The sequence below is a fragment of the Paenibacillus sp. 01T422 genome (assembly GCF_056398785.1).
Genome location: NZ_JBFTQB010000030.1, coordinates 1 through 15271, shown reverse-complemented (window position 1 = coordinate 15271; position 15271 = coordinate 1). Strand labels below are relative to the sequence as shown.

At 45.4% G+C, this 15271-nt stretch carries 10 protein-coding genes; all 10 read right to left on the bottom strand.

From position 1 onward, the window contains the following. On the bottom strand, positions 1 to 2018 hold a 2018-nt coding region (locus AC1DUA_RS03125), incomplete at its 3' end, for a chitobiase/beta-hexosaminidase C-terminal domain-containing protein (RefSeq protein ID WP_477498347.1). Positions 2019 to 2938: 920 nt separating this feature from the next. Continuing rightward, positions 2939 to 5560: an RICIN domain-containing protein gene (locus tag AC1DUA_RS03120; protein ID WP_477498346.1), complete on the bottom strand. Its 2622-nt coding sequence runs from the start codon at positions 5558 to 5560 to the stop codon at positions 2939 to 2941. Between the two features lie 74 nt (positions 5561 to 5634). Further along, entirely contained in the window at positions 5635 to 6471 is an 837-nt protein-coding gene (locus AC1DUA_RS03115; protein ID WP_477498345.1) for a carbohydrate ABC transporter permease, read from the bottom strand. A gap of 70 nt (positions 6472 to 6541) precedes the next feature. Continuing rightward, positions 6542 to 7459, bottom strand: a complete 918-nt coding sequence (locus AC1DUA_RS03110; protein WP_477498344.1) for a carbohydrate ABC transporter permease — start codon at positions 7457 to 7459, stop codon at positions 6542 to 6544. A gap of 22 nt (positions 7460 to 7481) precedes the next feature. Further along, positions 7482 to 8813: an ABC transporter substrate-binding protein gene (locus tag AC1DUA_RS03105; protein WP_477498343.1), complete on the bottom strand. Its 1332-nt coding sequence runs from the start codon at positions 8811 to 8813 to the stop codon at positions 7482 to 7484. A gap of 128 nt (positions 8814 to 8941) precedes the next feature. Continuing rightward, positions 8942 to 9721: a response regulator transcription factor gene (locus AC1DUA_RS03100; protein ID WP_477498342.1), complete on the bottom strand. Its 780-nt coding sequence runs from the start codon at positions 9719 to 9721 to the stop codon at positions 8942 to 8944. Continuing rightward, positions 9722 to 11446 (bottom strand): cache domain-containing sensor histidine kinase, encoded by a 1725-nt coding sequence (locus AC1DUA_RS03095; RefSeq protein ID WP_477498348.1) that lies wholly within the window; start codon positions 11444 to 11446, stop codon positions 9722 to 9724. 166 nt (positions 11447 to 11612) lie between these two features. Continuing rightward, positions 11613 to 12983, bottom strand: coding sequence for a glycoside hydrolase family 30 protein (locus AC1DUA_RS03090; RefSeq protein WP_477498341.1), 1371 nt, complete (start codon positions 12981 to 12983; stop codon positions 11613 to 11615). Between the two features lie 129 nt (positions 12984 to 13112). After that, a complete protein-coding gene (locus tag AC1DUA_RS03085; protein ID WP_477498340.1) occupies positions 13113 to 14636 on the bottom strand; it encodes a response regulator in 1524 nt (507 codons plus the stop codon). Then, positions 14633 to 15271 (bottom strand): sensor histidine kinase (locus AC1DUA_RS03080; RefSeq protein ID WP_477498339.1); only part of this gene is annotated, 639 nt, incomplete at its 5' end. The genes AC1DUA_RS03085 and AC1DUA_RS03080, both read right to left, overlap by 4 nt.

The following is a 15271-nucleotide window of genomic DNA, read 5'->3' as shown; positions in this document are numbered from 1 at the left end:
GTGGAAGGACCAACATACCAGCCTAGATTTCCACCGGAAGTCCAGTTTTTATTAGAGAGAACCGTCTGATCTGCTGCCAGATTACCTTTATGCCAGAATGAAAGCGTGAAATCCCCACTTCCGAACTTTAAGTCGGATCTATCGCCAAGATCGACATAGTTAGCATTGCCGGCCGCAATATTAACAGCTTGTCCGGATTTGCCTTCGACAAAGGTGACAGTACCGGTTTGAGCAGCCAAACCAGTTGCTCCTGGAGCAGTGTCGTTCAAGTTGCCGTTGAATTTCATATCCGCAACGAGCTGGTTCCACATCGTTGTCGGGTCAATCGGCGTCGATCCAGGTGCGGTTCCATCCGTCCGGTAGGATGTCTGCATAGGAGCGCTTTTATTGCCGTAAGAATCCACCGCTGTTACCGAAATGACATAGGAGGTTGCTGGAGCCAAGCCAGCCATTGGAATATTCATTTTGTTTGGAATCGGTGRAAAGTAATAATCCGATAACACGTTGTATGATTTCACCACATCAGCCGTTCTTTGGTCATACAACTTAATTTCGTAGTGATGCATGGACTGATCGTCTTTGGCTTGTCTGAAAGAAAGTACCGGTACATTATTCGTTCCGGGTAATACTTGAAGAATATTGTTGGCTGGAAATTGGGGAGCAATCTTGTTGCGGTTGCTTGTTGTGTAGGTGAAGTTGCTTTTAATCTCTGTGTTGGAGTTTCCTTGTAGTTTCACAACCCATTTCTTACCTGCTAAAGCGCCAGCGCTGGAGTAAGGAGGCGGGGTACCTGCTCCTTCTTTTCCGATGCCTTGCCATACACCTCCATTAATGATGGAGCCTGGATCGCCGTTATATTCCACTCGCTCAATCTCTATGCGATCGCTGTACACCTCAATAAATTCGGATTGATTATCCGGGAACTGGTCACGGTTGTCCATTAGTCCTTCATGTGTGACAGCCGCATATCCACCCTCTGTTTCCACATAAGACATGGATCCGAGGTTGACCGCTGTGAAGTCTTTCTGATAAATGGCACGATCATCGTTAATGTTCAGATGTGAGTGACCGGATAAAACAACGACCTGTGGGTAATCCTGTAAATCTGTGTACAGGTTCMCATTGGTGGATTGCTGTCCGTCCATAACCGTACCACTAATCGGATGATGTAACGTAATAAAAATCGGCTTGTTAAGGTTTGCCGGATCGGCTGTCAGTGCTGCAAGCCTTCCTTTTAACCAGTTTCTTTGACCTGTATCACCGTTATAGTTGTTCCCGTTCAGAAAGAAGAAGGAAAAGCCCTTGATTGCTTTTTCGTAATACCCGTTCGACTGGCTCGTGAACCATTCATCGGGATAACCGTTTTTCACGTCAGCTACACTAGCGTCATGGTTACCAATGGCAATCTGTACGGGCATGTCCTCCCAGCCTTTTCGTGCCATTTGCTCCTGTAGAACCTCGTGAACAAAAGCATGATCCGGTCCCTTCCCATCGCCATTATCATTGATCAAATCGCCTCCGATCACAATGGCATCTGKTTTGAAGATAGAAGACATGACATCAAAGTTGCTTGTATACCGTGCTCTTGTACTGGCTTTAACAGCTTCATCGTTCGTACCGATATGGAGGTCAGACATAGCTGCGAATTTCAGCAGCGGCTGTTCGGATGTCTTAATCATATAGCCGTACGTTCCAGCGGTACTCCAGACGCCATCTTTCAAGGCAACAACAGAAATATTAGCTGATTCTGTAAGAACAATCGGCGTCCCATTAAACTTGAGGCTAGTTTCGTCTGGCATCATGCCGTCCAGCGTATAATAGATGTCTGCTCCCGGTGTTGAGGAAGTAAGCATTACGCTGACAGGCTGTTCATATCGGCCTGCCGGTACCGAAGGTGCTGGTTTGTCAACCGTGGACGCAAATGCGACTGGGATAATACCCGCTCCCGCTGAATAAACAACGGAGCAAGCGATCGTACAGGCCATAAATGCGGATACCACTTTCTTGGCATTTAACATGATGAGTCCTCCTTCTACTAACTTCGATTTTGTCACTAGATGTGTTCAAAGAAAAAGTCTGACTGACCTGATGGAAACTAGCCTCCTTTTACATAAAAACAATAAAAATACACAATAAACCATTTTATTTAGTTGTTTTTATATAGTATTTAATTGTATTCTATTGGTTCTTTATTCGTGGAATGTTAAATACATGTTGTGATTTTGTAAAGATGGCGGATTGATCGTAAAGAGGAATATTGGGAGTTAGAACGACTGAAACAAGCATCATTTGCAATTTTTTTGGATGACTTCTATTAAAGCTCCCCCCATCTAACGTTCAATAAAACAACCAAAAACAACTACATTAAATAAATTAAAGTTGCTTTATCCTGTTTTTATACTCAAATTATATGATGTGACCTATCACGTGTCAACAGTATGATGTTATAAAACATTACATACAATCACATTATTATGAAATTTCAATCATGCTCGCTTATGAAACACTTGAATAATGTCATAAAATATAACGCTGTTATTACATTGTATAAACTACATATGAAAAAAGCGCCAGCGATCAAATCGCCGACACTCTTTATGTGTTCCTGCTATGAGATATAGCAATTGTCTTTTAACCCTGCCTACCTATGAGGCATTGCACTGCCCAGAATACATGATAAGTGGAAATAATACGGTTAATTTGTTTAAATGAGCTAATTATATGGAATTAGATGGATATTCTTCCGCTATTCCCTCTAGTTTTCTCATAAAGGGGCAGTAATGGCTGAATTAGCTTGAGGAACTCCTTTTATTCCACAAAAACCTCTCGCAGCGCCATTTTTAACAGTAGAATTGCTGTTATTTCACCCTTGAGCTTAAATAAAGTCCACCCTTGAGCTACTCCAAAAACATATAAATTCTTATTTTCCAAACATATATTACGGTACAAGCTGCCAACGCTGATTCGTTCCCCCGTTATCTCCCCATTGCCCAATTTGCGCATTGTCGGATTGTGACTGGCCGCTTACCTCAAGCACCTTCGAGCTATGACGCGCCGTAATTTTGAAATTGCCTCCTCCCGTATCCTTGATTTGCCATTGCTGATTGTTTCCACCCGAGAAATCCCACTGTATGGATTTGGCACCGTCAGCAGTCGAAGCCCCGTTAATGTCAAGGGATTTACCGCTACTCAGATTAATAACTTTGAAATAGCCATTGCCCAAATCGGTTATCGTCCATCTCTGGCTGCTCTGACCGTTGCTCGTTAACTGCAGGATATCGGCACCGTTAGCTGTCGAATTTCCAGATACACCGGCTACCTTCCCACTATGGTTGGCTACCAATTTATAAGATGTTCCGCTGATGACACCCGCTAACGTGGTTCCACTAGCCGATCCGCTTGCTGATGATAGATTTTGCACATAGTCGAACGCTTTAACAGTGTAGCTGTACCCCGTCGACATGTTCAGCATAATGTCGTTGAACGCCGTTGTCGTTGTTTGACCTACTTCGACGCCATTTCTATAAATTTTATAACCCGTAACGCCAACATTATCTGTAGAAGCTGTCCAGCTTAAATTGATTTGGCTATCCGATACGGCTGTTGCCGCAACACTGGATGGTGTAGTTGGAGCTTGGGTATCTGTCGCAGCCGATTGGACAATTTGCCATTGTTGGTTCAAGCCGCCGTTGGATGCCCATTGCACACTTTGAGCGCCATCTGACGTGGATGCTCCTGAGATGTCCAAATATTTGCCGCTATTCTGATTAATAATATTGTAATAGCCTGTTCCCAAATCAACGATCTTCCATTGTTGGTTCGTCCCGCCGTTATTGGACCATTGAATGTTGGTCGCTCCGTCAGCACTTGAAGCGCTAGTGATATCCATGAAATCCGTGCTTTGACGGTTCGTAATAATAAACTGGCCGCCGCCTAAACCGGCAATTTGCCATCTCTGATAAGCCGCTCCCGTATCGGCAAATTGTTGAATCAGCGCCCCATCAGCATTTTTGTCTGTCCCAGTAATGGTCAGTGCTTTGCCGCTGTTGCGGTTAATAATTTTATAGTCAGAAGCTGGGTTGAACGATACTTGGGAAGTCGCATTATAAGTCACACCACTAATCACATAGGTTGTCACTGATCTAGCTGCTGCCGAGTGAGTAAATTGCCTATTCGCTACTGTAATGCCCACCGAGGCAAGGTCTTCGGACTGTGACGTCCGGAATGCCTGGCCCGTTCCCACGGTTGCAAAAGCGCTCAAATCATACGTAAAGTCCTGAGCCGATGTCGTATCGTTCGTTGTGACAATCACTAGTTTTTGACTAGCCGCATCATAGGCTGCAACGGATTTGCCGTTATCAATTTGTATAATCTTGTAGCCTTGCTTGATGTATTTGCTGTAATTCCCCATGCCATAATATTTCTTTGTCACGAAGTAACCGTTTGTTCCTGTGAAATTCGCTTTAATTAATCCATAATTGTTATCCCCGGAGGCGTCTTCAACGGCTTGCCAATAATTCCAACCGGTTACTTTCAGATCCTTCACATCTTTCAAAATGGCATTCGATAAGTTCATGCTGGCATCAATATTAAAACGGTCCCCCGCTCCATCGTTGCCTAGCTCGGATATCCATACTTTCTTCCCTTGCTGGGCTGCCAGATTTTTCAGTTTCAAATCGTTCGCCCTTGTCCCGTAGCTATGCGAGTTGATTTGTGCGATTTTCGCTTTCGTCGGGATATCATATTGGTTAAAAGTATCGTAGGTATTGTCGATGTTGTACTCTTCAGGACCGCTGATTTTGGTATGCGACAGCTCACCGCTTGTTCCCAACTTATCGTACAGTTGACTCACAATTTTCTGCTGATTCACCAGATCAAGATGCATGCCCTCCTGGTTGTTCCCTCCCGTACCATCAAGCCCAGACCCCGTCCACCAGGTGGAAATGGGCTCATTTAAGGGGGTTACGGTTTGGAAAGTGATATTTTCTGTTGTTCTAAAATGCGTAAGTGTATCCACCAAGTARGTAGCGAAGTCGTCATAGTACTCTGGCCGCAAATTATTTCCGCCAAAGAAGTTGCCTGACGAACAGTAATTGTAGGTCATCCAATACGGCGCTGAATTGGCAAATGCCTCAAAGATATTCACACCTTTGGCCTTGGCTGCCCTTAATATGCTAATTTGATTTTCATCAGATGACCAGTTATAAGATGACGCCTCCGTCGCTTTAAAACCAGGCATTTCCGCGCCAGGGCGAGCGTCCATATGGTTATGTGTCGGGTTCTCTCCCCCGCCAATGTTATATCGGACCATATTAAACCCTAATCCAGTAGAAGGATTGAAGATTTTGTCTACGATTTCATCCTCCATCGTGTTGTTCCATCCGCCCACTACATTGCTCCACCAGGCCAACGACGTCCCCCAGCCATCCCAGGTCTGATATTGCGTATTTGGATCCACCGCTACAGTAGTAGCCCCATACGATACTCCGGAAATCCACCCACTGGAAAGAAGCCCAAGAACCGTAAGGGATACGGCGATCTTTCTACTTGTATTTTTCATTAATGTTTCATCCTTCCTGTTTTTAATTTGTTAGATAAGGATTTGCTGGAGCCTGAATGAATGCTCACCTCCTTTTAACCTTTCAGAGCTCCTGACATTTTGATCCCGGACATGATGTATTTCTGACCCAACGCAAACATAAGCAAAATCGGAAGCAGCGCCAAAATAGAGGCTGCAAACAGCATATTATAATCGTTTTTTGCCGAGTTCGGCCCACCATACAAGGAGTAAATACCAACCTGCATCGTATATTTTTCAGGACTGCTTAAATAAATTAACGGGGTTAAGAAATCATTCCAATGGTAGGTGAACGTTAAAATAGCGACTGTGATAATGATCGGTTTGCACAGCGGAGCGATAATTCTCGCAAGTATGCCGAAGCTGGAGCATCCGTCCATCATCGCAGATTCATCCAGTTCTTTGGGTAACGTTAGAATGAACTGTCTGAGGAGGAAGATATTATAGGCCCCTCCAAAAAAAGAGCCGATGACCAAGGGAATATAAGTATCTGCCCACCCCAGGTTTTTGAAAAAAATAAACTGTGGAATCATCGTGACTTGCTCCGGAATCATCATCGTTGACATCATAACCATGAAGAAGACAGGGTTAAGCGGGTGACGAAAACGGGCAAATCCATAGGCGACTGTCGTTGAAATTACGATCTGACCGATCATATTTAACACAACAACCAACGTTGTATTCGCTACATATCGCAGGAAGGGAATGACATTCAGAAGCTTCATGTAGCCTCTAAGATGCCATTCACTGGGCAAAAGCCTAATCGGCACGGTGAACAGTTCCCCCGCAGGCTTGAAAGAACTTAAGAATGTCCACACCAAAGGCATCAGGAACATAATGGCACACACGATAAGCAAGCCGTATTTAGCAGTTTGGAGAATGACCGCTACCATGTATTTCCGGCCCGCTTTTCTTGAAAGTACGGAGGATATAGAAGTTGAGGGCGATAGAGAGTTATAGGAGCTATTTCGATTCATAATGCACCCACTTTTTAGAAACATAAAAGTTAACTAAGGTAAAAACCATGATGAACAGAAACAAGATCCATGCAATAGACGAAGCGTAGCCCATCTTAAAATATTTAAAGCCATTATTAAACAGGTAGATCATCATACTGTCCGTCCACTGCTTCAAAGCCCCAGGAATCATCATCGGTTCTATGAAGATTTTGAAGGCTTCAATCATCCCTATTGTCATTTGGAAAAACACAGCCGGTGTAATTAAAGGCAACATAATCCGGAAGAAACGTCGCCCGCGACTAGCTCCATCGATCTCCGCAGCCTCCATTAAGTCCTGAGGGACGCTCGACAAGGCAGGCAGGTAAATCATCATGCTTTTGCCAACACTCCAGAGAGTTACAAGGATAACAGCAGGTTTAGCCCAGTGTATGTCTTGCGACCAGCCCGGCCCATGAATACCAAAAAAGTGGAGAGCCCCATTAATGAAACCCATATTCGTTCCTCCGTTCCCCGGTGCGAGCATGAAGCTCCATAGTAGCAATACAGCCACTCCACCGAAGATGGAAGGGAGATAAAAGACTGTCCGAAAGAAGGAGATCCCTCGAATCTTTTTTAGCAAAAGCAAGGATACCGACAAACCTATCACAATTTGAAGCGGTACCCCCACTAGCGTATAGTAGAGCGTATTTCGAAGCACATTCCAAAACTCCCCGTTCTTAAACAGTGCTTGATAATTCTCGATTCCTACCCATTCGGATGGCGTCAGAATATCCCACTGTGTGAAGCTTAGAAGGAGCGATGAGAAGAAAGGAATGGCTGTCAATCCTACAAACCCGATAACCCACGGAGACGTGTATAACCAGAAGTTACGTCCTTCCTGCTTGGAATTCACCATCCTATGCGAACGTTGTTTTAGTGCCATGTACAGTTCCTCCCCACACCTCTTATTTCTCTAGTTTCTTTCCTTCTTGCAGCAGCTTCTCGACTTCTCCTTTCACTCCCGGGATCACCTTCTGCAAAGGTTCATTCAGGTTGAAAGCAGCATCCAGTCCTACGCCTACCGCATTATTGATCTCATCCCATTTCACGGTAGCTTCTGGTGAGTAGGCATTCGCTGCTCCAGAAATCAACGCTTTGAAGTTAGCTGGCGCCTTGCCGCCCAGATCCAAGTAGCCAGGTGAATTGGCTATCTCTTTCAATGGCGGAACATCCCCGTGCTCAGTAGCCAATATGCTTTGACCCGTTTTGCCCGTCCAAAATTTGAGAACTTCCCATGCCGCATCTTTGTGCGTTGAAGCTTTTGTAATATGAAAAGCATTAGAGAATAGAGGAACAGCAGATACCTTGTCTTTCGGCGGCAGTGCGATGTCCCATGCGAAATCTTTGATTTTCGTTTGGCTATCCGGTACCCACCAAGGGCCATCAATCATCATGCCTAACTTGCCGCTGCTCCATAAGTCAACGCCTTGCGGAACCTCTTTCGGCTGAGGGGCTACATGATCTTTCCAGATCAAGTTCTGCATGAAGGTTAGTCCTTCCATGGACTCCTTGGAATCTAGTGTAAAGGCTGTACGATCTGGACTTAACAAACTTCCGCCGCGAGGTTTAATAAAAGCTCCATAATTGGCCCACCAACTATTCGGGGCATTCAGACCGAAAACACCGTTTGCCGGGTTGCTGATTTTTTTGGCAGCATCCAACAGGTCGTTATAGCTCCAGTTGTCGGTAGGATAGGCAACACCCGCTTTATCAAAAAGCGATTTATTATAGAACAACATCATGGAACCCATCCGCATGGGCAGCCCCATGACTTTGCCCTTATAACTGTAAGCATCGACCGCAGCTTTGTAATACTGGTCTAAATCCAGCTTATCTCTTTGAATATAAGGCGTGAGATCCTCCAACGTTCCCTTAGAAGCAAAACCATAGAAGGCTTCCGCCAATTGGATGACGTCGTACGGCTCCCCGCTTGCCATCGTAGCCAGCATCTTTTGGCTATATGCCTCATTGCTAATCTGGATTAACTGAACATCAATCTCTGGGTGCAGCTTTACGAACTCAGCCTTGATCTTCTCATTTCTAGTTTTGTCAAAATCTGAACCCCAGTAGCTCATCGTAATGGTAACGCTTTCTTTTTTATGTTCAGTAGATTTGCCCACGTCTGTTGCCGATGCCGCAGCCGTTTGATCCACATTTGATGATGGCTTACTTGAGCACCCCGTGGCCACCAATGTCAACCCGATCACCGAGCTGACAACCAATTTTGGAAATCTCATGTATAGACCCTCCGATCAATCCCTCATATTTTTGGTTACGCTTTCATTATAAAGAGAAATAGGGTTCGACTCATTCTTCCCTCATTTGTAAAAATATCGCGATCATTGGGCTTTACACTTACGTGGACCTATTTATAACGTTCTCTAAATTTCTTCGGGGTCACGCCTTCCTGCTCTTGGAACACTTTGACGAAGTGGCTGGCTGTTTGATAGCCGATTTGTTCCGTAATCTCGTACATTTTCAAATCCGTACAGAGCAGAAGCTCCTTTGCTTTGCGAAACCGTTCCTTGGTTATAAAATCCGTAAAGGTAAGACCTGTCTCCTCTTTAAACAAAACGCTGAAGTAACTGCTGTTCAAATGAATGTTATCTGCGACCTTCAGTGCGGTTAGCGGCGTGTTCAGATGAAGCTTCACATAGGTAATAGCCTCTTGAATAAAAGGATTGCTGACAACTAGCTCATCCCTGAATAGTTCAGGATGCTGATCTGCCATTTGAATTTTCGCGCGATCCGAACGTTCCTGCTCTACTCGTTGTAACGTCTGTTCAACCTCGGTAAGCAGTACACTCTCCGAAACAGGCTTGAGCAAATAGTTGGATGCCCCATTTCGAAGCGCTTCCCTTGCATATTCAAACTCTGCATGTCCGGTCAGCAGAATCGTCAAAGTCCTGCTGCCTTTTCGGTTCATCCATTTCAAAAGAGAAAGACCGTCCCTCTTCGGCATTCGAATATCCGACACCATCAGAAGAATGGAATCCCCGTGCAGCTTGATTAGTTCCATCGCCTCTTCCCCGTTCTCAGCAGTCAGAATCTCATACCTTCCTTGGCTCCATTTATTAAGAACACGATGAATCCCTTTGAGCGTTGGCATCTCGTCATCAACAATTAATAGTTTATAATCTTCCATTTATCCCCCTCCTACTGGTATACGAAATAAAATAGCAGTGCCTCGAGAAGGCTGGCTTTCGATATGTAGGCCATATTCCTGCCCATACATCATTTGCAGTCGACGGTGGATATTGGCTAATGCGATCCCATCCTGTGTGCGTGAGGTCCCAGATGCTGCATGGTCCAAGTAATGAGGGTTCATGCCTTTTCCATCATCATGAACGATGATATGTACTTCTTCTTCAGCCATGGTAATGGTTAATGTCACACAGCCTGTACCTTCCCCGCCTTCAATACCATGATGGATTGCATTCTCAACAAGCGGCTGCAGAATTAATTTGGGCATAGACACATCCAGCGCCTGATCATCAATATTCATTCTCCATGCCACCCGGTGGCCTATCCTCATAAGCATCAGGAGCATGTACTGGTTAACATGATTCACTTCCTCCGCCACGGCAACAACCTCTCTGTCCGTATTCCCTTTGACGGTGTAGCGGAAGATGCTGGATAAGGCAATTACTTTCTCCGCCAGCTCCTCGTCTTCTTTCTCTTTGATGTTCCAATAGAAGGCTTCTAGTGTGTTATATAGAAAATGTGGATTAATTTGCGCCTGCAGCGCACGAAGCTCGGCTTGGCTTTTCTTCAGTTCCTTCTCGTATACCGTTTCCACCAAGTTCTCAATCCGGTCCACCATCCGGTTATAGGTTTGATTGAGCTCATTCATTTCCAGCGTGTAGTAGACTTCGCTATTTTTGACGGGGATGTCCTGACGTGTACTTCGCATAACTTTCATAAGCTTACGAACGGGATGTGTGACTAGAGATGAAAGTGCCTGCGTGAAGACGAGAGCTAGCAGAACCCCCAGCAAACCGGACATGAGTAAGGCGTTCTTCAAAATGTGCAGACCTTCCGAAATCTTGTTTAACGGAACGAGTACAACCAGGGCCCAGCCTGTCACCCTGGAGTGTTGCCGTACTGGCAGAAAGTGCCCTTTACCCAAAGTAAGACTGCTATGCGCCTCATAAATTAGGGGAGGTTTCAAGCCCTCTGTTCGGCCTCCCGATTCAACGACCTGGCCCAGCTGATTGAATAAAAATGCTGACCCTCCCTCAATCCCAGACAACGTGGAAGTCAGGAGGCTTGATACCCGCTTCTCAACCTTGACGACCACATATCCGCCGCTCCGGGAGCTATCTTGTTCTAGTATAATTTTGCGAATGGCCATAATCTGCTGTGGACTATTAGGGTCGATCCCCGACCAGATGAGCTTCCCTCCGGCGTCGTTAACCCGCTGCACCCAATCGGTGCCGATGCGAGATTGCAAGGACCGCCCAGAAACGGGGAAAATAGCCTCCTCATCCGCATACAACTCCAAAGTTGTAATCAATGTGTTGTTCAGCATGTATTCATCCAGAATTTTTCTTACAAGCAATCGGGTTTCTAAGGGAATTTGGCCGTCCTGTTTTCTTTGTAAAAGGGCATTTTGAATCCGTTGATCATTCGTAATTTGAAAGGATAAGATGTCGACTTGACTAAGCAGAGCATCCAAACTGTTGACGGATTGATCCACGACATTTTGAACATATCGATCTGTATTTTCTCGGATTAATTCAGAGATTGAGTGGTAGGACAACAGGCCTGTAGAAATTAATATGGTACATATCGTTACAAGTGTTCCTACTAAGATTTGGACGCGAACACGGGAAAACCCCAATTGAATAGCGCGAGGAAGCCCTTTCATCCAATTCAATTCCTCTTACCTCCTTATAGCAAATCATGAATCAATACCCAAACATTGGAGAATTTATGTGTTTATTATGATAGTAAATAGAAATTGGGCTTTTTCCAATGATCATTTTGGGGATTCAAAAAAAATGAGTTGAGGATAACGTCCCCAACTCTTGCTTTTAACAATAAATTATAGAGGTGGTAACGGATTTTTCAGGCGCTGTCATGAGTAATAAGTTGTTATCCGCCTTGAGAGCATCCAGTGCAGTTAAATTCTCGGATTCAGAGGTGCGGTAGGATTGAATGCGGGCTCCGTTAATTGGAAATGAATCGAAATCAAATGTATAGGTAACAGTTTGCATACTCGCGTTATGAACCAGTAAAACCACGGCTTGCTTCTCCGGATCCCATGCTGCCAATAAGTTGGAATTCCCGGTGTCCAGCACCATGCAGCCAGGCCTGAAAAACCTGCTATATTGTGCCATCACATAATATTTCTTAGTCAAGTGAAAAGCTTCCGTTGCCCCCGAAAAGTCGGCATGAATGAATCCCCAGTTGCCATCCGCCTGAACCGCATTCCCCTCATCCTCGACAGCCTGCCAATAAATCCACGCCGTACATGATAGTCCCAGGGAATCGGCTAGAATTTGTGCGGAAAGGATCAAAGCCGGCTCTATAGCTTCATGATCGTGCGACACACCGCCGTCTGAGCAGTACTCAGACATCCATAATCGCTTACCATCCCGCTGGGCCGCCTGCTTGAGTTCGATTCGCTGGTCTCCTTCATAACTATGCGTATTCAATTGATAGATCAACGCCCGTGTTTCATCCTTATAGGAGGAATAAGTTTCAAGTGCCTGATTGATTGAGTTTTCGTCAGGGGCGCTAATCCTCGTATGAACTAAGCTTTTTGCTTGCAGCTTGCGGTGTACCAAACCGATGATTTCCTCCTGCCTTTCCTTGCTGAAGCGGCAGCCCTCCTGAATATTTCCTTCCTTCCACCAGGTTTCGCTAGGCTCGTTCAGCGGATTCAAAGTCTGGAAGACGATGCCCCACTCGTCATTCGCTATGCGAACCACTTCTGTCAAATAATCAGCGAATAGTTCATCGCATTCATCCCGCAAATTGTCAGACCCGTCAGGCATGCCGGCCGTGCATCCGCTCTTGGTCATCCAATAAGGCGGCGAATTTGAGAAGGCTTCAAACAGATCTGCTCCTCTTTCTTTAGCGGCTTGCAGCATCCAACGTTGATTAGCATCTGCGGTCCAATCCCATACACCCTCGGCGGAAAGAAAGCCAGGAATGTCTCCCCCCGGACGCATATGCTGATGCTCTGGATGATCCCCGCCACCAATGTTGTACCTGACAATGTTCAGCCCTAGGCCAATTTCCGGGCAAAATAAGAGGTCAGCAATCCTTTGTCGATTGAAATCGGACCAACCTCCGATGTTATGCGCGAACCAAACCAAGGATGTCCCCCACCCTTCCAAGCGTTGTCTGGAGTGGCGAGAATCCATTTGAATACGGATCATATTTTCTAGGTTTTCCAACGAATCCGAACCCCTTTCTTCTGCAAAATGCGAATTCCCATTTAAATGATTGCGCTTTCATCTTAACGTTCAACGTGTCATTCGTCATTCGTTATTCATTCGAGAAAGTATCGCATCCATTAGAATTACTCAATATCGGTTATATTCTCTCTTTAAAGTCCGCTTGCTGCTTCTCCCCGGATAGTCGGAAGGGTAATAGCCCGTATATTCACGAAATGTTTTGATGAAATGACTCTGGCTGTAATAGCCTACCAGGTAGGCGACCTCTTGAATTTGCTTATCGGTTTCCGTTAATAGACTTTGCGCTTTCTGTATACGAATATTGGTTACATATTTGAGAAAGGGGGTTCCGACTTTGCGATGAAACAGGGTACTTAAATAGTTCGGAGACATATAAAACTCCTGAGCAATTCCAGAAATGCTGAGATTGTTCATGTAATTTTGCTCAATATATTGCCTCACTCGCTCAATTAAATCTCTCTTTTCCTCCCCTCCCACTGCTGCAATAGTCATATAACCCTGCTGAATGAGCGAACTAATCATCGTCAAAACCGGGGTATGTACGCGGAGTTGAACGGGAATATGCAGCTGTAGATAAGCGTAGAAACCTTGTTTTATAAGCTGCAAGCTTGGATCGCTATCCATCTTTGTTTCAATCAGAAGGTCTAGGAGTCTATTGCACTCAGCCACGTAGGCAGATAGTTTATGATGTTTATAATAGCTCACAAGACGATTAACAACCTCAAATAAATGGACATATCCTGGCAGATGAGCAGCAGCCATTTCTTGCAGCCTCCAAACCCGACCGGTCCCGTGCAGCATGCGCATTGGAGAGTGGGATCTAGCCTCATACATCCATGGCCCAAGCTCGCAATACCTGAGCGGTTGCTCATGGGTAATAACCGTGATGGCCCATTCTGATCTGGATGCCTGACGAATCATTGTCTCCAATTCGCAAGCATAGCTTCGATACCGTCCATTTTCCTTCCTATCTTTTTTGAGAACCATAACCGAACAAAGATCACCGCTGGGCAGCACATACATCCAGTGCCACTCGAGACCCTCCTCTCTGCTTGGGAGAAGCGCCTGTATTTTGGCAACAAATTGCTGCATCAGACGCTCTTGAATTTGCTTTTCCAAGAAACTGTCCGCGTAAATGATTGCGATTTGATAGACGCAGTTGTTTGCCAGTGAACTTCTTCCTGTCCATGAATCAGACTGTCCCCCATAGTAAGCATTCCTCAAAGAAAGCTCTACCTGCTCCTGAATCCCCTCCATCATTAGTTTTCTTTCCGCATCAAGCCTTCTAATAATTTGCTCTAAATTCCTCGCTTCCACTGGTTTAGTTAAGTAATCACGCACGCCGAGTTTTATTGCTTCTAACGCATAGTGAAACTCTTCATATCCGGTAAGAATAATCCACTGGGTCTCTGGTGACCTTGCCTTACAAGCTTGGTACGCCTGCAAACCACTCATTTCCGGCATATGAATATCAATGATCGCTACATCGGGCCTTTGCTCCATCACCATCTCCTCGAGCTCTTTGCCTTGGGAAGCCACACCGACAATGCTCCAAGTAGGGTCAGAATGGTTAATGATATCAATTAAATACTCCTGCGCCCAATACTCGTCATCCGCGATGATTATTCTCATGCCTTCACCTCTCGTCGCATATTTGTTACTTGGAGCGGAATGGTTAATTCAATTTCCGTACCTTCTCCCCGCTTACTTCGGATGTGAAACGCCGCCMCACCAAAAGTCAGCTTCAAACGATCACTCACATTCTGCAGCCCCATATGATTTCCCATTAGCGACTCCTCCTCAGCAAATCCGTTACCTGTATCGGCTACAAGTAACTTCGCTATCCATTCGCCGTCTTCACCTACTTCCACACTCGCTGTTACGGATAATTCACAAGGGCGGAATACAGGCTCAATGCCATGTATGAACGCATTCTCCACTAAGGGTTGCAGCAGCAGTTTGGGGATTAACAGGTTTTCCAGTTCGGGGGCGCATACAATCCGATACGAAAATCCCCTTCGCCCAAGGCGCATCTTCTGCAGCTCGCAATAGCTTTTCAACAAATCAAGCTCCTGTTTTAGACAAATGTTATCCTTCTTGGATAGTACATAGCGCATCATATGACTTAGGGAAAGAATGACCGTTTCGATCTCTTCTTGTCGTCCCTGACGATTAAGCCCCAGCAACCCACTCAGCACATTGTACAGAAAATGGGGATTAATCTGTGCTTGCAGTGAACGCAGCTCCGCCTCGCGGAGCCTAAGCTC